Source organism: Aeromicrobium sp. JP4 (genome assembly GCF_054957925.1).
On the sequence record NZ_CM143290.1, the window covers coordinates 1,540,195 to 1,559,162 of the forward strand.

At 69.3% G+C, this 18,968-nt stretch carries 23 protein-coding genes; 2 read left to right on the forward strand and 21 right to left on the reverse strand.

The features are described from left to right. Window position 1: 1 nt before the first annotated feature. The 21 genes from rplX to ACY1JX_RS07725 form a co-directional block, all read right to left on the reverse strand. On the reverse strand, window positions 2–313 hold the full coding sequence (gene rplX / locus ACY1JX_RS07625; RefSeq protein WP_181754454.1) for a 50S ribosomal protein L24: 312 nt from the start codon (window positions 311–313) through the stop codon (window positions 2–4). A gap of 1 nt (window position 314) precedes the next feature. Next, window positions 315–683, reverse strand: coding sequence for a 50S ribosomal protein L14 (gene rplN, locus ACY1JX_RS07630; protein WP_078699120.1), 369 nt, complete (start codon window positions 681–683; stop codon window positions 315–317). Window positions 684–690: 7 nt separating this feature from the next. Beyond that, window positions 691–972, reverse strand: a complete 282-nt coding sequence (gene rpsQ, locus ACY1JX_RS07635) for a 30S ribosomal protein S17 (RefSeq protein ID WP_078699121.1) — start codon at window positions 970–972, stop codon at window positions 691–693. Then, complete coding sequence (gene rpmC / locus ACY1JX_RS07640) at window positions 969–1,187, reverse strand: 50S ribosomal protein L29 (RefSeq protein WP_078699122.1); 219 nt, start codon at window positions 1,185–1,187, stop codon at window positions 969–971. The genes rpsQ and rpmC overlap by 4 nt, the downstream gene beginning before the upstream one ends. Continuing rightward, window positions 1,187–1,606 (reverse strand): 50S ribosomal protein L16, encoded by a 420-nt coding sequence (gene rplP / locus ACY1JX_RS07645; RefSeq protein WP_181754450.1) that lies wholly within the window; start codon window positions 1,604–1,606, stop codon window positions 1,187–1,189. Before rplP ends, rpmC begins: the two co-directional genes overlap by 1 nt. Then, a complete protein-coding gene (gene rpsC, locus ACY1JX_RS07650; RefSeq protein WP_078699124.1) occupies window positions 1,606–2,415 on the reverse strand; it encodes a 30S ribosomal protein S3 in 810 nt (269 codons plus the stop codon). The genes rplP and rpsC overlap by 1 nt, the downstream gene beginning before the upstream one ends. Window position 2,416: 1 nt before the next feature. Further along, a complete protein-coding gene (rplV, locus tag ACY1JX_RS07655; RefSeq protein ID WP_181754448.1) occupies window positions 2,417–2,833 on the reverse strand; it encodes a 50S ribosomal protein L22 in 417 nt (138 codons plus the stop codon). After that, window positions 2,830–3,111, reverse strand: coding sequence for a 30S ribosomal protein S19 (gene rpsS, locus ACY1JX_RS07660; RefSeq protein WP_078699126.1), 282 nt, complete (start codon window positions 3,109–3,111; stop codon window positions 2,830–2,832). Before rpsS ends, rplV begins: the two co-directional genes overlap by 4 nt. A 20-nt stretch (window positions 3,112–3,131) precedes the next feature. After that, window positions 3,132–3,959 carry a 50S ribosomal protein L2 gene (rplB, locus tag ACY1JX_RS07665; RefSeq protein WP_181754440.1) on the reverse strand — a complete coding sequence of 276 codons (828 nt, stop codon included), beginning with the start codon at window positions 3,957–3,959 and terminating at the stop codon, window positions 3,132–3,134. A gap of 15 nt (window positions 3,960–3,974) precedes the next feature. Next, window positions 3,975–4,277 carry a 50S ribosomal protein L23 gene (gene rplW / locus ACY1JX_RS07670; protein ID WP_078699128.1) on the reverse strand — a complete coding sequence of 101 codons (303 nt, stop codon included), beginning with the start codon at window positions 4,275–4,277 and terminating at the stop codon, window positions 3,975–3,977. After that, window positions 4,277–5,260, reverse strand: coding sequence for a 50S ribosomal protein L4, sunset domain variant (gene rplD, locus ACY1JX_RS07675; protein ID WP_462565753.1), 984 nt, complete (start codon window positions 5,258–5,260; stop codon window positions 4,277–4,279). Before rplD ends, rplW begins: the two co-directional genes overlap by 1 nt. 5 nt (window positions 5,261–5,265) lie before the next feature. Continuing rightward, on the reverse strand, window positions 5,266–5,919 hold the full coding sequence (gene rplC / locus ACY1JX_RS07680; protein WP_181754437.1) for a 50S ribosomal protein L3: 654 nt from the start codon (window positions 5,917–5,919) through the stop codon (window positions 5,266–5,268). Between the two features lie 16 nt (window positions 5,920–5,935). Then, complete coding sequence (rpsJ, locus tag ACY1JX_RS07685; RefSeq protein WP_078699131.1) at window positions 5,936–6,244, reverse strand: 30S ribosomal protein S10; 309 nt, start codon at window positions 6,242–6,244, stop codon at window positions 5,936–5,938. 340 nt (window positions 6,245–6,584) lie between these two features. After that, window positions 6,585–7,493, reverse strand: coding sequence for a cation diffusion facilitator family transporter (locus tag ACY1JX_RS07690; protein WP_462565754.1), 909 nt, complete (start codon window positions 7,491–7,493; stop codon window positions 6,585–6,587). Window positions 7,494–7,597: 104 nt separating this feature from the next. Then, on the reverse strand, window positions 7,598–8,791 hold the full coding sequence (gene tuf / locus ACY1JX_RS07695) for an elongation factor Tu (RefSeq protein WP_286927698.1): 1,194 nt from the start codon (window positions 8,789–8,791) through the stop codon (window positions 7,598–7,600). Window positions 8,792–8,894: 103 nt separating this feature from the next. After that, entirely contained in the window at window positions 8,895–10,955 is a 2,061-nt protein-coding gene (gene fusA / locus ACY1JX_RS07700) for an elongation factor G (RefSeq protein WP_194956400.1), read from the reverse strand. Between the two features lie 114 nt (window positions 10,956–11,069). After that, complete coding sequence (gene rpsG / locus ACY1JX_RS07705; protein WP_078699135.1) at window positions 11,070–11,540, reverse strand: 30S ribosomal protein S7; 471 nt, start codon at window positions 11,538–11,540, stop codon at window positions 11,070–11,072. Beyond that, window positions 11,540–11,914, reverse strand: coding sequence for a 30S ribosomal protein S12 (gene rpsL / locus ACY1JX_RS07710; RefSeq protein ID WP_019143662.1), 375 nt, complete (start codon window positions 11,912–11,914; stop codon window positions 11,540–11,542). Before rpsL ends, rpsG begins: the two co-directional genes overlap by 1 nt. A gap of 231 nt (window positions 11,915–12,145) precedes the next feature. After that, a complete protein-coding gene (locus ACY1JX_RS07715; protein ID WP_462565755.1) occupies window positions 12,146–12,877 on the reverse strand; it encodes a maleylpyruvate isomerase family mycothiol-dependent enzyme in 732 nt (243 codons plus the stop codon). A 104-nt stretch (window positions 12,878–12,981) separates the two neighbouring features. After that, window positions 12,982–15,816: an FAD-binding and (Fe-S)-binding domain-containing protein gene (locus ACY1JX_RS07720; protein ID WP_462565756.1), complete on the reverse strand. Its 2,835-nt coding sequence runs from the start codon at window positions 15,814–15,816 to the stop codon at window positions 12,982–12,984. After that, window positions 15,813–16,562, reverse strand: coding sequence for a GntR family transcriptional regulator (locus tag ACY1JX_RS07725; protein WP_462565757.1), 750 nt, complete (start codon window positions 16,560–16,562; stop codon window positions 15,813–15,815). Before ACY1JX_RS07725 ends, ACY1JX_RS07720 begins: the two co-directional genes overlap by 4 nt. Before the next feature lie 81 nt (window positions 16,563–16,643). Here ACY1JX_RS07725 and ACY1JX_RS07730 point away from each other — a divergent pair, with 81 nt between their 5' ends. Both ACY1JX_RS07730 and ACY1JX_RS07735 read left to right on the forward strand, forming a co-directional pair. After that, complete coding sequence (locus ACY1JX_RS07730) at window positions 16,644–17,753, forward strand: hypothetical protein (protein WP_462565758.1); 1,110 nt, start codon at window positions 16,644–16,646, stop codon at window positions 17,751–17,753. Window positions 17,754–17,810: 57 nt separating this feature from the next. Continuing rightward, window positions 17,811–18,965 carry an acyltransferase family protein gene (locus tag ACY1JX_RS07735; protein WP_462565759.1) on the forward strand — a complete coding sequence of 385 codons (1,155 nt, stop codon included), beginning with the start codon at window positions 17,811–17,813 and terminating at the stop codon, window positions 18,963–18,965. The last annotated feature ends 3 nt before the right edge of the window (window positions 18,966–18,968 follow it).

Sequence of the window (18,968 nt, forward strand, 5' to 3'; positions counted from 1 at the left end):
CTCAGATCTCCTTTCCGGTCTTGCGGCTGATGCGGGTCTTCTTGCCGTCGACGACGCCCGAGCCGATCTTGGTGGTGGTCTTGCCGCCGTCGGCGTCGACCACGAGCATGACGTTCGAGACGTGGATCGGGGCCTCGGCGGTGATGATGCCGCCCTCGGTCCCGGTCTGGCCGGCACGCGTGTGCTTCTGGACGCGGTTCACGCCCTCGACGACGACGCGGTCGTTCTCCAGGACACCGATGATCTTGCCCTCGACGCCCTTGTCCTTGCCGGCGATGACCTTGACCTGGTCACCCTTGCGGATTCCTGCCATCTCAGAGCACCTCCGGAGCGAGCGAGATGATGCGCATGAACTTCTTGTCGCGCAGCTCGCGGCCCACGGGGCCGAAGATGCGGGTTCCACGCGGATCGCCGTCGGTCTTGAGGATCACGGCAGCGTTCTCGTCGAACTTGATGTACGAACCGTCAGGACGGCGGCGCTCCTTGGTGGTGCGCACGATGACCGCCTTGACGACATCGCCCTTCTTGACGTTGCCTCCGGGGATCGCGTCCTTGACGGTGGCGACGATCGTGTCGCCGATACCGGCGTAGCGACGACCGGAGCCGCCGAGAACGCGGATGCAGAGGATCTCCTTGGCACCCGTGTTGTCGGCGACCTTGAGTCGCGACTCCTGCTGAATCATCTGTCTCTCACTTCGCCTTCTCGAGGATCTCCACGACCCGCCAACGCTTGGTGGCCGAGAGCGGACGCGTCTCCGACAGGAGCACACGGTCGCCGATGCCGGCCGCGTTGGCCTCGTCGTGGGCCTTCAGCTTGATGTTGCGGCGCAGCACCTTGCCGTACAGCGGGTGCTTGAAGCGCTCCTCGATGCTGACGACGACGGTCTTGTCCATCTTGTCGCTGACGACCAGACCCTCACGGATCTTGCGCGAGGAACGTTCGTTGCTCACTTCAGTGTCCTTCGTGCTCATGCCTGAACCTCCTCGATGATGCCGAGCTCGCGCTCACGGATGACCGTGTAGATGCGCGCGATGTCCTTGCGCACCGTGCGCAGACGCGCGGTGTTGTCGAGCTGACCGGTGGCGTTCTGGAAGCGCAGGTTGAACAGCTCCTCCTTGGCCTCCTTCAGCTTCGCGGCCAGGTCATCGGCAGTGAGGTCGCGGAGCTCTGCGGTGTTGCTTGCCATCACAGGTCTCCTGTCTCGCGGGTGATGAAGCGTGCCTTCATGGGCAGCTTGTGGATCGCGCGGCGCATCGCCTCACGGGCGACCTCTTCGGTGACACCGGAGAGCTCGAACATGACACGGCCGGGCTTGACGTTCGCCACCCACCACTCGGGCGAGCCCTTGCCGGAGCCCATGCGGGTCTCGGCGGGCTTCTTGGTCAGCGGACGGTCCGGGTAGATGTTGATCCAGACCTTGCCGCCACGCTTGATGTGACGGGTCATGGCGATACGAGCGGACTCGATCTGACGGTTGGTCACGTAGTGACCCTCGACCGCCTGGATGCCGAACTCGCCGAAGGCCAGCTCGGTGCCGCCCTTGGCCATGCCGCGGCGCTTGGGGTGGTGCTGCTTGCGGTACTTGACGCGACGAGGCATCAACATCAGGACTCAACTCCTTCAGTGGCCGCGGGAGCAGCTGCGGGAGCCGCCTCGGTGGCGGCCGGAGCAGCGGCGGGAGCGGCGTCACGAGCGGGGCGACGGGCGCCGCCACGCTCACCACGGCCGGGACGACGGCTGCCCGGAGCAGCCGCGCGACGGGCCGCCTCGGCCTCGCGCTCGGCCCGGGTACCGGCGACCTCGCCCTTGTAGATCCAGACCTTCACGCCGATGCGGCCGAAGGTCGTCTTGGCCTCGTAGAAGCCGTAGTCGACGTCGGCGCGCAGCGTGTGCAGCGGGACGCGACCCTCGCGGTAGAACTCCGAGCGGCTCATCTCGGCGCCGCCGAGACGACCCGAGCACTGGATCCGGATGCCCTTGGCGCCCGAACGCATCGTGGTCTGCATCGCCTTGCGCATGGCACGACGGAACTGCACACGACCGGACAGCTGCTCGGCCACGCCCTGCGCGACGAGCTGGGCGTCCATCTCGGGCTGCTTGACCTCGAGGATGTTCAGCTGGACCTGCTTGCCGGTCAGCTTCTCCAGGTCGCCGCGGATGCGGTCGGCCTCGGCGCCACGGCGACCGATGACGATGCCCGGACGCGCCGTGTGGATGTCCACGCGGACACGGTCACGGGTGCGCTCGATCTCGACGCGGCTGATGCCGGCGCGATCCATGCCCTTGGTGAGCAGGCGGCGGATCTTGACGTCCTCGCCGACGTAGCTGGAGTACAGCTTGTCGGCGTACCAGCGGCTCTTGTGATCCGTGGAGATGCCCAGGCGGAAACCGTGCGGGTTGATCTTCTGACCCATGTCAGTTGCCACCCTTCTTCTCGTCGGTTGCGGGTTCGACGACCACCGTCAGGTGGCTCGTGCGCTTGAGGATGCGGTTGGCCGCACCCTTGGCGCGCGGGCGCCAGCGCTTCATCGTCGGGCCCTCGTCGACCAGCACGGTGGTGATGACCAGGGTCGAACGATCCAGTCCTTCGGTGGTCTCGGCGTTCGAGGCAGCCGAGTCGACCAGCTTGTAGAAGTTCTCGGCCACAGCCTGCGGCTGGAACTTCAGCATGGTCAGGGCGTCCTCGACGCGCGATCCGCGGATCAGGTCGGCGACACGGCGCGACTTCTGCGCGGTGACGCGGACGTACCGCGCCACGGCGAAGGCGCCGGGGCGGTCGCCGAGCAGGCGCGCGCGGCGCTCGCTCACGTTGTCACGGGTGGTGGCACTCATCGGCGCTTCGCCTTCCGGTCGTCCTTCTCATGGCCCTTGAACGTGCGGGTGGGAGCGAACTCCCCCAGCTTGTGGCCAACCATCGAGTCGGTGATGAACACGGGAACGTGCTTGCGGCCGTCGTGCACGGCGATCGTGTGTCCGATGAAGGACGGCAGGATCATCGAGCGACGGGACCAGGTCTTGATCACGTTGTGGGTCTCGGCCGCGTTCTGAGCGTCCACCTTCTTCTCGAGGTGGCCGTCAACGAAGGGACCCTTCTTCAAACTACGAGGCATCTTTTTCTCCAGGTCCTCTCTCAGCGACCGCTCTTGCGGCGGCGGACGATCATCTGGTCGCTGGCCTTGCGCTTGCGCGTACGGCCCTCGGGCTTGCCCCACGGGCTGACCGGGTGACGGCCACCGGAGGTCTTGCCCTCACCGCCACCGTGCGGGTGGTCGATCGGGTTCATGGCGACACCGCGGACGGTCGGGCGCTTGCCCTTCCAGCGGTTGCGGCCGGCCTTGCCCCAGTTGATGTTCGACTGCTCCGAGTTGCCGACCTCACCGATGGAGGCGCGGCAGCGGACGTCGACGTAGCGCATCTCGCCGGAGGGCAGGCGCAGCTGCGCCTTCGAGCCCTCCTTGGCGACGAGCTGCACCTTGGCACCGGCGGAGCGGCCCATCTTGGCGCCGCCACCGGGACGGAGCTCGATCGCGTGGATCGTGGTGCCGACCGGGATGTTGCGCAGCGGCAGGTTGTTGCCGGGCTTGATGTCGGCGCCGGTACCGGCCTCGACCGCCATGCCCTGCTTCAGGCCCTCGGGCGCGATGATGTAGCGCTTCTCGCCATCGGCGTAGTGCAGCAGCGCGATGCGGGCGGTGCGGTTGGGGTCGTACTCGATGTGAGCGACCTTGGCCGGCACGCCGTCCTTGTCGTAGCGCTTGAAGTCGATGACGCGGTAGGCGCGCTTGTGGCCACCACCCTGGTGACGGGTGGTGATCCGGCCCTGGTTGTTGCGGCCGCCCTTCTTGGGCAGCGGCTCGACCAGCGACTTCTCGGGCGTCGTACGCGTGATCTCGGCGAAGTCCGCCACGCTCGAGCCGCGACGGCCCGGCGTGGTGGGCTTGTACTTGCGAATAGCCATGTCTCAGTCAGTCCTTCAGCTCGGGCTCGAGAAGATGTCGATGCTCTGGCCCGCGGCCACGCTGACGACGGCGCGCTTGGTGTCCTTGCGCTTGCCTTCGCCGTTGCGGGTGCGACGGGTCTTGCCCTTGCGGTTGATCGTGTTCACACCGGTGACCTTGACCCCGAAGATCTCCTCGACGGCGATCTTGATCTGGGTCTTGTTGGCGTCCGGGTGGACCAGGAACGTGTACTTGTTGTCGTCGAGCAGGCCGTAGCTCTTCTCGCTGACCACGGGGGCGATCAGGACGTCCCGCGCGAAGGTTCCGTGGTTGGTCATCAGTTCTCCTCCTGGGCCTCAGCGCCACCGGCCGGAGCGAATCCCGCGGCCTCGGCGGACTCGACCGAGTCGAACCAGACCTCGGCGACCGTCTGGTCGTACCACTGGCTGTCGGGCACGTGGTACTTCTTCGAGTTCTCGTTGCCCTTGATCTCGTGACCCTTGGGCGCGTTGCCGCTGGCCAGCGGCGCCTTCGAACCCGGGCCGTACGGCTGGGTCTTGGTGGCGCCGGACTTCGCGTCGTCCTCGGCGGGAGCCTCGACCACCTCGGCCTTGGCCTCGGCCTTCGCGGCAGCCTGCTTCGGGGCGGACTTCCTGGCCGGCTTGGCCGCGGGGGCGTCAGCCTCGACGACCGCCTGGCTCAGCTTGACCGTCTCGGCACCCTCGGTCGAGCGCGCCGCCACGAAGGCGTCGAACGCGGCCTTCGTGAAGATCACGTCGTCGGCCAGCAGCACGTCGTACGTGTTGAGCTGGTCGAAGGTGAGCGTGGCGATGAACTCGGCGTTGCGCAGGCTCTTGACCGTCAGCGCGTCGTCGCGGTCGACGACCACGAGCACGCGCGCCCGGTTGGAGAGGCCACGCACCGCGGCGAGCGCGGTCCGGGTGGACGGCGCGTCACCGGAGACGAGCGAGTCGATGACGTGCAGGCGACCGCTGCGGGCCCGGTCGGTGAGGGCGCCACGCAGGGCGGCGGCCTTCATCTTCTTGGGCGTGCGCTGGTCGTACGAGCGCGGCGTGGGGCCGTGCACGACGCCACCACCGGCGTACTGGGGAGCGCGGATCGAGCCCTGGCGAGCGCGGCCGGTGCCCTTCTGGCGGTACGGCTTCTTGCCGCCGCCGCGGACCTCAGCGCGCGTCTTGACGCTGTGCGTGCCCTGACGGGCAGCCGCGAGCTGTGCGGTGACGACCTGGTGCATCAGCGGGATGCTGACGCGGGCGTCGAAGATGTCGACGGGCAGGTCGACGTCGATGGTCTGTGCCATGTCGGTCAGGCCCCCTTCGCAGCGGAGCGGATGACGACGAGAGCGCCCTTGGCCCCGGGCACTGCGCCCTTGACCAGGATGAGGCCCCGCTCGGTGTCGACCGCGTGGACGGTGAGGTTCTGGGTGGTCACGGTGTCCGTGCCCATGTGGCCCGCCATGCGCAGGCCCTTGAAGACCCGGCCGGGGGTGGCGCAGCCACCGATGGAGCCGGGCTTGCGGTGGTTGCGGTGCGCGCCGTGCGAGGCGGAGACGCCGGCGAAGCCGTGACGCTTCATGACGCCGGCGAAGCCCTTGCCCTTGCTGGTGGCGGTCACGTCGACCTTGTCACCGTTGGCGAAGATCTCCGGGGAGATCTCCTGGCCCAGGGTGTAGTCGGCGACGGCCTCGGTACGGATCTCCACGACGTGGCGGCGCGGCGTGACGCCGGCCTTCGCGAAGTGACCGGCCTGCGGCTTGTTCAGCTTGCGGCCGTCGATCTCGCCGTAGCCGAGCTGGATGGCGCTGTAGCCGTCGGTCTCGCGGGTGCGGATCTGGGTGACGATGTTGGTCGAGGCCTCGAGGACGGTGACCGGAATGACCCGGTTGTTCTCGTCCCAGACCTGCGTCATCCCGAGCTTGCGACCGAGGAGGCCGCGCGCGGTGAGTGTGCTGCTGCTCATGGTGTGCGTCCCTCCCTCAGAGCTTGATCTCGATGTCGACGCCGGCCGGCAGGTCGAGTCGCATGAGCGAGTCGACGGTCTTGGGCGTCGGGTCGATGATGTCGATGAGCCGCTTGTGGGTGCGCATCTCGAAGTGCTCGCGGCTGTCCTTGTACTTGTGCGGCGAACGGATGACGCAGTACACGTTCTTCTCCGTCGGCAGCGGCACGGGGCCGGCAACCTTGGCGCCGGTGCGGGTCACGGTGTCGACGATCTTCTTCGCCGAGGAATCGATGACCTCGTGGTCGTAGGCCTTGAGCCGGATACGGATCTTCTGTCCCGCCATGCTCTCGCTCGTCCTTTACATTCGTCTTCGCCAGCCCCCGGGTTCGGGGTAGGCAGGCCCCCGTCTCCGTTCCCCGAGGTCGGGCGTGTCGCGGCGCTGACGCGCACAAAGGAACACACACTTCTCGAGTTAGGTGGTTGGACCGGCTCCGCCCCGCCGATGCGGTGCGACTGGCCGGACAACATGGTCTCGGGTTCGGCACCGACGTTGAGCTGGGCGTGAGTTCCCAACCGCAGGCGCCACCGCGAACATGCCGGGGCAACCTGACCATTCTGACAGACTCCGCCCGCGTAACACAAATCGGGTCGTACGGGTGTGACCGTGGGCTGCGACACCTGCCCTAGTCGTGCCCGTGGCGCTCCGACTCCAGGTGCCCGGCGGGCTCCAGCTCGAACGTCGAGTGGGCCACGTCGAAGTGGTGGCTCAGGCACGTGCACAGGTGGTCGAGCACGTGGTGCGCGTCGGCCATGTCGACGACCGAGTCGTCGACGACGACGTGCGCACTCATCACCGGCATCCCGCTGGTGATGGTCCAGACGTGCAGGTCGTGCACGTCCACCACGCCCTCCACGCCGAGGATGTGGCCGCGCACCTCGTCGAGGTCGACGTCGCGAGGACTGGTCTCCAGCAGGACTTCGGCCACGTCGCGCAGCAGCGACACCGCGCGCGGGATCACGAGTGCCGCGATCACCAGCGAGGCGATCGGGTCGGCCTCGTGCCAGCCGGTGAGGAGGATGACGACCGCGGACACAATCACCACGACCGAGCCGACGGCGTCGCCGAGCACCTCGAGGTAGGCGCCACGGACGTTCAGGCTCTCCTTCGAGCCGGCGCGCAGGATGACGAGTCCGACGATGTTGACCGCGAGTCCGACCGCGCCCGCCACCAGCACCCAGCCACCCTCGATGCTCGGTGGGTCATCGAGCCGAGCGACGGCGTTGACAGCGATGACGACGCAGATGCCCAGCAGGATCAGCCCGTTGGCGCCGGCGGCGAGGACCTCGGTGCGGTGCCAGCCGTAGGTGCTGCGCGGACCGCCGGGCCGCTGGGCCACGGCGATCGCCGCCAGCGCGAGCACCAGACCGAGGGAGTCGCTGAGCATGTGGCCGGCGTCGGCGAGTAGGGCGAGCGAACCGGTCATCAGGCCGACGACGACCTGCACGACCAGGACCCCGAGGGTCAGCGCCAGCACGGTGAGCAGTCGTCCGCGGTGCCGGACCCCGGCGCCGTGCGCGTGATCGTGTCCCACACCGCGAGGGTACGGCAGGCCCCTCCCCCGAACGGCACCCGGACATGACAGAACCCCCGGGGCCGAAGCCCCGGGGGTTCTCACGCAGTGCGTGTCAGGTCAGATCACTTGCTGATCTTCGTGACACGGCCGGCGCCGACGGTGCGGCCGCCCTCGCGGATGGCGAAGCGCAGGCCCTCCTCCATGGCGATCGGCTGGATCAGCACGACCGACATCTCGGTGTTGTCGCCGGGCATGACCATCTCGGTGCCCTCGGGCAGCGTGACGACGCCGGTGACGTCCGTGGTGCGGAAGTAGAACTGCGGGCGGTAGTTGTTGAAGAACGGCGTGTGACGGCCACCCTCCTCCTTGGACAGGATGTACACCTGGCCGTCGAACTCCGTGTGGGGAGTCGTCGAGCCGGGAGCGATCACGACCATGCCGCGCTCGACGTCCTCGCGCTTCGTGCCACGCAGGAGCAGTCCGACGTTCTCGCCGGCCTGACCCTCGTCGAGCAGCTTGCGGAACATCTCGATACCGGTGACGGTCGTGGTCTGCTTGTCCTCACGGATGCCCACGATGTCGACGGTGTCGTTGACCTTCACGATGCCGCGCTCGATACGACCGGTGATGACGGTGCCACGACCGGTGATCGTGAAGACGTCCTCGACCGGCATGAGGAACGGCTTGTCCGTCTCACGCGGGGGCAGCGGGATGTACTCGTCGACCGCGTTCATCAGCTCGAGGATCGACTCGGCCCACTTCTCGTCGCCGGTCAGGGCCGGGTGGGCCGCAACCTTGACGACGGGGACGTTGTCGCCGTCGAAGTCCTGCTCGTTGAGCAGCTCGCGAACCTCGAGCTCGACGAGCTCCAGGATCTCCTCGTCGTCGACCATGTCGCACTTGTTGAGCGCCACGACCATGGCCGGCACGCCGACCTGGCGGGCGAGCAGCACGTGCTCACGCGTCTGGGGCATGGGGCCGTCGGTGGCGGCGACAACGAGGATCGCGCCGTCCATCTGAGCCGCGCCGGTGATCATGTTCTTGACGTAGTCGGCGTGACCCGGGCAGTCGACGTGCGCGTAGTGGCGGTTCTCGGTCTGGTACTCGACGTGCGAGATCGAGATCGTGATGCCGCGCTGGCGCTCCTCGGGAGCCTTGTCGATCTGATCGAAGGCCGAGGCCTCGTTCAGGTCGGGGTACTTGTCGTGCAGCACCTTGGTGATCGCCGCGGTCAGCGTCGTCTTGCCATGGTCGATGTGACCGATGGTGCCGATGTTCATGTGCGGCTTGGTCCGCTCGAACTTCGCCTTAGCCACTGGGGCCCTCCTGGTTTGGTTTCTCTAGATCTTGTTTGACTGAAACGCCGTGTGGAACGCGTCGGAGCGAACCTCAGGCCACCCTATGCGATGGGGCCGAAGCTCACTCGCCGCGGGCCTTCTTGACGATCTCTTCGGCCACGGCCTTGGGGACCTCGGCGTAGGAATCGAACTGCATCGAGTACGACGCGCGGCCTGAGGTCTTCGACCGCAGGTCACCCACGTACCCGAACATCTCGGACAACGGCACGAGCGCCTTGATCATCTTGGCGCCACCGTAGCCCTCCTCCATGGACTGAACCTGTCCACGACGAGAGTTGAGGTCGCCGATCACGTCGCCCATGTAGTCCTCGGGCGTCGTGACCTCGACGGCGAACATCGGCTCGAGGAGAACCGGGTTGGCCTTGCGCGCTGCTTCCTTGAAGGCCATGTTGCCGGCCAGCTTGAAAGCGAGCTCGCTGGAGTCGACGTCGTGGTAGGCGCCGTCCTCGAGGGTGAACTTGACATCGACCATCGGGTAGCCGGCGAGGACGCCGAACTCCATGGCGGCCTGGCCGCCGGCGTCGACCGAGGGGATGTACTCGCGCGGGACGCGACCACCCGTGACCTCGTTGACGAACTCGTAGCCGCCCTCGCCACCGGCCTCGGGGCCGTTGGGCGCCAGGCCGATGACGACCTTGGCGAACTGACCCGAGCCACCGGTCTGCTTCTTGTGCGTGTAGCTGTGACCCGTGACGGCCTTGCGGATGGTCTCGCGGTAGGCGACCTGCGGCTTGCCCACGTTCGCCTCGACCCGGAACTCCCGCTTCATGCGGTCGACCAGGATGTCGAGGTGGAGCTCGCCCATGCCGGCGATGATCGTCTGACCCGTCTCCTCGTCCGTGTGGACCTGGAACGTCGGGTCCTCCTCGGCGAGCTTCTGGATGGCGACGCCCAGCTTCTCCTGGTCGCTCTTGGTCTTGGGCTCGATCGCGACCTGGATCACCGGGTCCGGGAAGGTCATCGACTCGAGCACGATCGGGTTGGCCGAGTCGGCCAGCGTCTCGCCCGTGGTGGTGTCCTTGAGGCCCATGACGGCCACGATCTGGCCGGCGCCGACCGACGCGATCTCCTCACGCTTGTTGGCGTGCATCTGGTAGACCTTGCCGATCCGCTCCTTGCGGCCCTTCGTGACGTTGAGCACCTGGGTGCCCGCCTCGAGGCGACCGGAGTAGACGCGCACGAAGGTCAGCTTGCCCAGGTGCGGGTCCGTGGCGATCTTAAAGGCCAGACCGGCGAACGGCGCGTCGTCGGACGGCGGGCGCGTGTCGTTCTTCGACTCGTCCTTCGGATCGAGGCCGACGATGTCGCCGACGTCGATCGGGCTGGGCAGGAAGTCGACGACCGCGTCGAGCAGGGGCTGGACGCCCTTGTTCTTGAACGCCGTGCCGCACAGGACCGGGTTGAGCTTCGCGGCCAGGGTGGCGCGACGAATCGCGGCCTTGAGGTCCTCGACCGAGATGTCCTCGCCCTCGAGGTACGCCATGGCGATCTCGTCGTCGACGTCGGCCAGAGTCTCGAGAAGGTTCTCGCGACCCTCGGCGGCGGCGTCGGCCAGGTCGGCCGGGATCTCCTCGACCGTGTAGTCCTCACCGATCGTCGTCTCGCCGCGCCACGTTAGGGCACGCATGCCGACGAGGTCGACGACGCCCAGGAAGTCCGACTCGGCACCGATCGGCAGCTGCAGGACGAGCGCGGTCGCGCCGAGGCGCTCGCGGATCGTCTTGACGCAGAAGTCGAACGAGGCGCCCGTGCGGTCGAGCTTGTTGACGAAGCACATGCGCGGGACGCCGTACTTGTCGGCCTGACGCCACACGGTCTCGGACTGGGGCTCGACGCCGGCGACGCCGTCGAACACCGCGACCGCGCCGTCGAGGACGCGCAGCGAGCGCTCGACCTCGACGGTGAAGTCGACGTGACCGGGGGTGTCGATGATGTTGATCTGGTGGTTCTTCCACCAGCAGGTCGTCGCGGCCGACGTGATCGTGATGCCGCGCTCCTGCTCCTGCTCCATCCAGTCCATCGTGGCGCCACCCTCGTGGACCTCACCGATCTTGTACGTGATGCCGGTGTAGAACAGGATGCGCTCGGTGGTGGTGGTCTTACCGGCATCGATGTGCGCCATGATGCCGATGTTGCGGACCTTGGTCAGGTCGGTGGTGATGTCGGTTGCCACGTGAGGATCAGCCTTCGCAGAGATGGGGGTGGGTGGGCGAGCGCGGGGTCACCGCGCTCACGGTCACCAGCGGTAGTGGGCGAACGCCTTGTTGGCTTCGGCCATCTTGTGGGTGTCTTCGCGCTTCTTCACGCTGGCACCCAGGCCGTTGCTGGCGTCGAGCAGCTCGTTCTGGAGACGCTCGGCCATGGTCTTCTCGCGACGCTCGGAGCTGTACTTGACGAGCCAGCGCAGCGCGAGGGTGGTCTGACGGCCAGGACGGACGTCGACCGGGACCTGGTAGGTGGCGCCACCGACGCGGCGGCTCTTGACCTCCAGGGCGGGCTTGACGTTGTCGAGCGCGCGCTTGAGGGTGATGACCGGATCGGTGCCGGACTTCTCACGCGTGCCCTCGAGGGCGCTGTAGACGATGCGCTGTGCGACCTGCTTCTTGCCGTCGAACAGCACCTTGTTGATCAGCTGGGTGACCAGCTGACTGCCGTAGACCGGATCGGTCTCGATGGCACGCTTCGGAGCGGGACCCTTGCGAGGCATCAGCTCTTCTCCTTCTTCGCGCCGTAACGGCTGCGAGCCTGCTTGCGGCCCTTGACACCCTGCGTGTCGAGGGAGCCGCGAATGATCTTGTAGCGGACACCCGGGAGGTCCTTCACACGACCACCGCGAACGAGCACGATCGAGTGCTCCTGGAGGTTGTGGCCCTCACCGGGGATGTAGGCGGTCACCTCGGTGCCGCTGGAGAGGCGGACACGAGCGACCTTCCGCAGCGCGGAGTTCGGCTTCTTGGGGGTCGTGGTGTACACGCGGGTGCACACGCCACGCCGCTGGGGCGAACCCTTCAGGGCCGGGGTGTTGGTCTTGACGACCTTGCTCTGGCGGCCCTTGCGGACAAGCTGGTTGATGGTGGGCACTATGCCTCTTCCTGGGAATTCTCCCGTGCAGTCGCGGGCGCGCATACCGCCTCGCGGGTCTTTCTCGATCTCCACCACGGGGGCATCCGACCACCGTGGTCACGGATCATCGGGCCAGGGGCCCTTGTCCGTTCGAACGTCGCACCGACTCACGTCGGGCACGGCTCCCCATACTACCTGAGCCCGCCGCGTCGGGACAAATCGCCTCCGCCGGCCGGCAGCGGCCGGGCGTCAGGGGACGCGCGGCCCGTCGAACCAGGCGATGGCCGCGCCCGAGGGGGCGACCGCGGACGCCGGCGCCCTGCCCCACAGGGCGAGGTACAGGTCGGTCGCCGTGCCGACGGCCTCGCCCTCGACGTCGATCTCGCGCTGGACGAGGCGCGGCGGCCCCTCGGGGTCGTCCTCGTCGGGCGCGACGGTCCAGCTGCGCTCCAGGTCGGTGGCGACGAGACGGACGGGCGCGTGGACGTGGGGCCGCCTCCCGCGGTCGGTCATCCGGCGGCCGAAGACGCGGATCACCTCGGCGATCCCGTCCCCCGCGACCTCGGGATCGACGTCCCACGTGAGGTCCGGGCGGCCGCACGCCTGGAGCAGGTCGACCCGGTGGATGCAGGTCTCGTGCAGCTGGCGCCGCGGCCAGAAGGCGGCGACCTCGTCGGTGCGGGAGAAGTTCGGCACCGGCTCGTCGGGATCCACCGCCTGCAGCGCCGCGATGAGGGCCGTGGCGGTGCCGGCGTACCACTCGTCCAGCGGCTCGCTCGCGCGCGCGGCCGGCTCGTCGGGGATCCGCTGGCCCGACAGCACGATGGCCGCCGCCCACCGGTGGATCGAGCCGAGGTGACGGACGACGTCGGCCGAGGTCCAGCCGGGGCAGGCGGGCACGGGCTCGTCGCCCTCGATGTCCCCGACGAGGGCGGCGAAGCCGGCCATCTCGCGGCCGAGCAGGATCAGCGGGTCTTCCATGGCGCCCATCCTCCCGCTCCACGCCCGACTTTTGTGACGCGGTTCGGCACGCCGAGCCGGATCGAACCGAACGGTGTCACAAAAGTTGCCCCTGGGGGCGGTGGTCAGCGGTCGCCGAGGAGCAGCTGGGCGAGGTGGACGGCCTGGACGTCGGCGAGGTCGTCGAGTTGGGTGCGGCAGCTGAAGCCGTCGGCGACGACGATCGCGTCGGGACCGGCGTCGCGTACGGCGGGGAGCAGCTGCTGCTCGGCCACGGCGACCGAGACCTCGTAGTGCCCCTGCTCGACGCCGAAGTTGCCGGCGAGACCGCAGCACCCGCCCACCCGGACGACGCTCGCGCCGGTCCGCGACAGCAGGCGCAGGTCGGCCTCGAAGCCCATGACCGACGCCTGGTGGCAGTGCGGCTGGACCACGAGGGTGCGCCCGGACAGGTCGGGCACCTCGAGATCCTCGCGGTCGGCCAGCAGCTCGGCCAGGGTGAACACGCCCTTGGCCACCTCCGCCGCGCGCGGGTCGTCGACGAGCTCGACGGCGTCGGTGCGCAGCACCGCGAGGCACGAGGGCTCGAGGCCGACCACCGGGATCCCGGCCGCGACGTAGGGGTGCAGCTGGTCGACGGCAGCGCCCGCCAGCTCGGCGGCCTGGTCGAGCTGGCCGGTCGAGATCCAGGTGAGCCCGCAGCACTGCTGGCGCTCGAGCAGCCGGATCTCGTACCCGGCCGACTCGAGCAGGCGCACGGCCGCCCGGCCGGCGTCGGTGGAGAAGTACTCGGTGAAGGAGTCGGCCCACAGCAGCACGGGATCGCCGCCGGTGGCACGCTCCTCCCGCGCCAGGACCTTGGAGAAGGTGCGGGTCGCGAAGGCGGGCAGGCTGCGGCGCTGGTCGACGCCCGCCACCCAACGGGCGAGGTGCGCGACGCCCGGCGTGCGCAGGGCCAGGTTCGCCAGGCGCGCGACCGGTGCGGTGAGTCGCGCCCACAACGGGAGCCGGCCCAGGACGTAGTGACTGCGGGGCCGCAGCTTGCCGCGGTAGGTCTGGTGCAGCACCTCGGACTTGTAGCTGGCCATGTCCACACCGGTGGGGCAGTCGCCCAGGCACCCCTTGCACGACAGGCACAGGTCGAGCGCCTCGTGCACCTCCGGGCTGCTCCAGCCGCCGTCGACGAGACGCCCGTCGATCATCTCCTGCAGCACGCGGGCTCGACCACGCGTGGAGTCCTTCTCTTGGCGGGTGGCCTGGAACGAGGGACACATGACGCCGGACGCGGGCGCCGCGAGGCACTTGCCCACTCCCGTGCACCGGTGCACCGCGGCGCCGAAGTCGCCGTCGTCGTGCAGCAGCTTGAGTCCGCGCCGCTGCCCGGGAAGGCCGGCGGGCCAGCCGGCGCCCATGCCGCGCAGGTCGGCGTCGAGCGGACGGGGTCGCACGAGGACGCCCGGGTTCATCAGGTCGTCGGGGTCGAAGACCGCCTTGACCTGCTCGAACAGGGAGACGGCCTCCGGCGAGTACATGAGGGGCAGCAGCTCGGACCGGGCCCGGCCGTCGCCGTGCTCGCCGGAGAAGGAGCCGCCGTACGAGGCGGTCAGCGTGGCGGCATCGGTGAGGAAGGACCGGAACCCCCGGCGGCCGTCGGGCGCGTCGAGCGGGAAGTCGATGCGCACGTGCACGCAGCCGTCGCCGAAGTGGCCGAACAGGGTGCCGTGCAGGCCGTGCTGGTCGAGCAGTGCCTCGAAGCCGCGGAGGTACTCCCCCAGCCGCTCGGGCGGGACGGCGGCGTCCTCCCAGCCGGCGAGCGCCGGGCGGTCCCAGGCGCGGGACGCCAGGCCGGCGCCCTCCTCGCGGATCCTCCACAGGACCGACTGCTCGATCGGGGAGGTGACGTGGCGGTGGCCGAGCGCACCCGAGGCGCGGACGACCCGATCGGCCCGGGCGCGCAGCTCGGCCGCGTCGTCCCCTGCCAGCTCGACGTAGAGGAAGCCGTCGCCCTCGGGCAGCTCCGGAACGGACGAGACGCCGTTCGCCGCGCGGTAGACCTCGACGATGCGACCGCCGAGCCCCTCGCACGCGATCGGCTCGAACGGCAGGATCGCCGGGACGTGGTCGGCGGCCTCGGCCATCGAGGGGAAGGACAGCACGACGAGGTGGCGGACCGACGCGTCGGCGACGAGGTCGACCGTGGCGCCCAGCATCACCGCGAGCGTGCCCTCGGTGCCGGCCATGAAGGAGGCGACGTCGAAGCCGCGCTCGGGCAGCAGGTGCTCGAGGCTGTAGCCCGACACCTGGCGGCCGAAGCGGCCGAACTCGGTGCGGACGGTGGAGAGGTTGGCGCCCACGAGCGAGCGGAGCCGCTCGAGCCGGTCGGACGCCACCGTGACGTCGCGGCCCACCTGGAACCGGTCCCCCGACATCGTCAGCAGGTCGAGGGCGGCCACGTTGTCGGCGCTGCGCCCGTAGCCCAGCGCGCGGTTGCCGCAGGCGTTGTTGCCGATCATCCCGCCCACCGTGCACCGCGTGTGGGTGGACGGATCGGGCCCGTAGCGCAGTCCCGCCGGCGCGGCCGCGCGCTGGAGCGTCGCGTGCACGACCCCCGGCTGGACCTGCGCGGTGCGCGTGGCCTCGTCGATCGCGTGGATGCGGTTCATGTGGCGCGAGAAGTCGAGCACGACGCCCGTGCCGATCGCGTTGCCGGCGATCGAGGTGCCGGCGCCGCGGGAGGTGAGCGGGGTACCGGTGGTGCGGCACGCCTCGACGACGGCGTGGACCTCGTCGATGTCGTGCGGGCGGACGACCACGGTCGGCTCGACCCGGTAGAGCGAGGCGTCGGAGCTGTAGAGCGCGCGCGCCAGCGACGAGGAGTCGACGTCGCGCACCCCGGCGCGGTCCAGCGCCGACAGGACGTCGCCGGCAGTGTGCGTGCGCTCGAGGGGAGGCGTGGTCATCGGTGTCCTTCGTCCGCGGAGTCCGTCAGTAGCATGCTACTCCCCGCGGCCGCGGTGGCTCCGCGGACGTCGTCGGCCCACGCCAGGTCGACGGTCTCCCCCGGTCCCGCCACCTGGCGCATCAGCAGCGTCCCGGTGCGCTCGAGGTGCGCCGCCATCCGTGCGGCTGCGGCCTCGGGCTGGCGGGCCGCGACCGCCTCCGCCACGGGAGCGTGCTCGGCGGCCACCTCACCCAGGGGGCGCGAGCGCCCGAAGGTGGAGACGCCCCGCGCCTGGATCGAGTCGCGCAGGCGGGTGACCTCCGCCTCCAGCCGTGGATTGCGCACCGCGGACGCCACGAGCGAGTGGAAGTCGCGGTCGACCCGGGTGAAGTCGGTCCGGCGCCCGGCCTCCGCGTGGGCCCGGGTCGCCTCGACGTTGGCGGCCAGCTCGTCCAGCAGGGCGCGGTCGGCGAGGCGCGCCGCTGCCGCGGCGGCCGGCACCTCGAGCAGCAGCCTCAGCTCGAAGACCTCGCGGACGTCGGCCACGGTCACGCCGCGGATGCGCACGCCCCGGTTGCGCTCGATCTCGACCAGACCGAGGTCGGCCAGCCGCAGCACGGCCTCGCGGACCGGGGTGCGGGAGACGTCGAGCTGCTCGGACAGCCGGTAGATGGAGTGCTGCGATCCCGCCGCGAGCTCGCCGCCGACGATCTGCTCGCGCAGCAGCGCGAAGACCCGGTCGGTGGCGGTCGTCCGTGTGGTCACGGTCGCCTCGGGACGATCATGGACAGAACCATACGGCGCCACCTTGTAACCTTGGGTGGTCCACATCTACCAAGGGATTCGATGCGCCGTCTGACTGCTGCCATCGCCGCGACGACGGCGCTCCTGACGTTGACCGGCTGCACGTCCGACGGGGGTGTGCCCAGCGCCGACCGCACCACCGTGCCGCCCGAGATCGACTCGCACGAGTCCGGTCCGGCGAGCCCGATCGCCTACGGGCTGAGCGTTCCCGCCGGCGCCACTCAGCTCGGTCCCCTGGTTCGCTACCGCAGCGAGCGCCTGATCGACGCCTTCAAGCCCGAGCTCGACGCCGTGCGCGCGGAGCAGGCGCTGGAGGACGCCGAGGAGGCCGAGGAGGAGGGCACCGACACCACGCCCACCCCCACACCAACTCCCACCGTGGACACCCGCCCCGAGGGCGACCTCTTCGAGGACCTCGACGATCCGCCGAAGCCCGACACGTTCGTCTCGCTGATGCGCGTCGACGGGAACCCGACGCTCGTCGTGCGCCGGATGCTCGCCGAGCTCGACGTCCTGCTGCCCGAGTCCGACATCGTCACCGACGACCTGTCCGCGTACTGCCAGGCGAAGGACCGCCGCGTCACGGGCTGCGACCTCGACATCACCGGCACGAGCCCGGGCGGGCGCGACCTGCGCGTGCACCTGACCGTGGATCCCGGACGCGTCTCCACCCGCACCGGCAACTTCGCCTCGCTCGAGCGGCCCGTGATGCGCCTCGACCTCTCCTACGTCGGCGATCCCCGCACCGGCCAGGAGGATCGCACTCCCGAGGAGCTCGAGGACCCCGTCGAGGTCGAGGACACCACCGAGAAGACCGACTGGATCTGGCCCAAGATGGACGAGGACGCCCCCGCCACGGAGCCCGTCATCGACGGCTACCTGCCGCCGTCGAGCGCCACCGTCCTGCTGTCGGGCCAGCGTCCGCCGTTCGCCACGATGACCACGCTGCGCGCCTCCATCGCCACCGAGGTCGCCGAGACCTTCACCAGCGAGCGCGTCGAGGGCGCCCTCGAGCGCGACGTCGTGGCCGACCTCAACGAGGTCATCATCACGACGTGGGGCACGAGGGCCGACGGCACGGGCGTGCGCACGGTGCACACGCTCTCGGCGCGGGGCAACTACCTCTCGCTCTTCCTGACGCCTCCGGCCTGATCCCACCGCGGAATCGCACGGGCTGCGGCGCGGCCGGGAACTACTAGAGTCGAGGCGATGAGCCGCCTCGATCCGCTGCCGGTCAGCACCTCAGCGCCGAAGGAACGTGTCGCGTACCTCGACAACGCGCGGTACTGGGTCATGCTCCTGGTCGTGATCGGGCACTCGCTCACCGAGCTGGTGGTGATGGACTCCGCCCGGGGCGTCTACACGTGGATCTACTCGTTCCACATGCCGTTCTTCGTGCTGATCTCGGGCTACACCGCCCGGCACTACGTCGGCGACTTCCGCCAGATCCGCCGCATCGTCTCCACCCTGATCGTGCCGTACCTGATCGTCGAGACCGGCCTGCAGCTGATCACCCGCCACTACGACGGCGAGCCCGAGCACCTGATGATCCTGTCGCCGCAGTGGCTCGGCTGGTTCCTCGCGGCGCTGTTCATCTGGCGGCTCACCACCCCGATCTGGCGGGCGCTGAAGTACCCGATCACCACCGCGGTGCTGATCTCCCTGCTGGCCGGCCTGATCGAGATCCCCAACGTCCTGGCCCTGCCGAAGGTGCTGGGCCTGCTGCCGTTCTACGTGATCGGCCTGCACTTCGACCGCGACATGTTCCTGCGGCTCGGGCGCACCCGGATCCGCGTCGTCTCGGTGGCGCTGCTGGTCGGTGCGTTCGTCGCCTGCCAGCTCTTCGCCCAGTCGTGGGCGGACCGCTGGCCCACCACGACCTGGCTGCTGTGGAAGGCGCGCTACGACGAGCTCGACGCGGCGCCGCTCGAGGGCGTCGCGATCCGCGCGCTGCTGATGGTCATCGCGCTGGTGCTGACCCTCGCGGCCCTGTCGCTCATCCCCCGCGGTCGCTCGTGGACCACGACGCTCGGCGGCCGCACCTTCTACTGCTACCTGCTGCACGGGTTCGTGATCCTGTGGCTCGACCGCCACTACGACCTGTGGGCCCGCATCGAGCCCTACGGCGCGACCGCCGTGCTCGGCTGCATCGTCACGGCGCTCATCGTGGCGAACCTGCTGATGACCAAGCCGGTGGCCACGGTGTTCCGGCCGGTCTTCGAGCCGCGCCTGACCTGGATGTTCCGCGACCCCAGCGAGGACACCGACCACTTCCAGGGCGAGCACCCGGACGTGTGGGACCGCGGCCTCGAGCCGGCCTACCCGTCGCGGCACCACCGCCCGCTGGGACACCACCTCCGCTGACCC

What these genes read in the sequence shown, in the direction of transcription:
- rplX (WP_181754454.1), bottom strand. Translation starts at nt 313, where the DNA reads ATGGCAGGAATCCGCAAGGGTGACCAGGTCAAGGTCATCGCCGGCAAG.
- rplN (WP_078699120.1), bottom strand. Translation starts at nt 683, where the DNA reads ATGATTCAGCAGGAGTCGCGACTCAAGGTCGCCGACAACACGGGTGCC.
- rpsQ (WP_078699121.1), bottom strand. Translation starts at nt 972, where the DNA reads ATGAGCACGAAGGACACTGAAGTGAGCAACGAACGTTCCTCGCGCAAG.
- rpmC (WP_078699122.1), bottom strand. Translation starts at nt 1,187, where the DNA reads ATGGCAAGCAACACCGCAGAGCTCCGCGACCTCACTGCCGATGACCTG.
- rplP (WP_181754450.1), bottom strand. Translation starts at nt 1,606, where the DNA reads ATGTTGATGCCTCGTCGCGTCAAGTACCGCAAGCAGCACCACCCCAAG.
- rpsC (WP_078699124.1), bottom strand. Translation starts at nt 2,415, where the DNA reads ATGGGTCAGAAGATCAACCCGCACGGTTTCCGCCTGGGCATCTCCACG.
- rplV (WP_181754448.1), bottom strand. Translation starts at nt 2,833, where the DNA reads ATGAGTGCCACCACCCGTGACAACGTGAGCGAGCGCCGCGCGCGCCTG.
- rpsS (WP_078699126.1), bottom strand. Translation starts at nt 3,111, where the DNA reads ATGCCTCGTAGTTTGAAGAAGGGTCCCTTCGTTGACGGCCACCTCGAG.
- rplB (WP_181754440.1), bottom strand. Translation starts at nt 3,959, where the DNA reads ATGGCTATTCGCAAGTACAAGCCCACCACGCCGGGCCGTCGCGGCTCG.
- rplW (WP_078699128.1), bottom strand. Translation starts at nt 4,277, where the DNA reads ATGACCAACCACGGAACCTTCGCGCGGGACGTCCTGATCGCCCCCGTG.
- rplD (WP_462565753.1), bottom strand. Translation starts at nt 5,260, where the DNA reads ATGGCACAGACCATCGACGTCGACCTGCCCGTCGACATCTTCGACGCC.
- rplC (WP_181754437.1), bottom strand. Translation starts at nt 5,919, where the DNA reads ATGAGCAGCAGCACACTCACCGCGCGCGGCCTCCTCGGTCGCAAGCTC.
- rpsJ (WP_078699131.1), bottom strand. Translation starts at nt 6,244, where the DNA reads ATGGCGGGACAGAAGATCCGTATCCGGCTCAAGGCCTACGACCACGAG.
- fusA (WP_194956400.1), bottom strand. Translation starts at nt 10,955, where the DNA reads ATGGCGCACATCGATGCCGGTAAGACCACCACCACCGAGCGCATCCTG.
- rpsG (WP_078699135.1), bottom strand. Translation starts at nt 11,540, where the DNA reads ATGCCTCGCAAGGGTCCCGCTCCGAAGCGTGCCATCGAGACCGATCCG.
- ACY1JX_RS07715 (WP_462565755.1), bottom strand. Translation starts at nt 12,877, where the DNA reads ATGGAAGACCCGCTGATCCTGCTCGGCCGCGAGATGGCCGGCTTCGCC.
- ACY1JX_RS07720 (WP_462565756.1), bottom strand. Translation starts at nt 15,816, where the DNA reads ATGACCACGCCTCCCCTCGAGCGCACGCACACTGCCGGCGACGTCCTG.
- ACY1JX_RS07730 (WP_462565758.1), top strand. Translation starts at nt 16,644, where the DNA reads ATGCGCCGTCTGACTGCTGCCATCGCCGCGACGACGGCGCTCCTGACG.
- ACY1JX_RS07735 (WP_462565759.1), top strand. Translation starts at nt 17,811, where the DNA reads ATGAGCCGCCTCGATCCGCTGCCGGTCAGCACCTCAGCGCCGAAGGAA.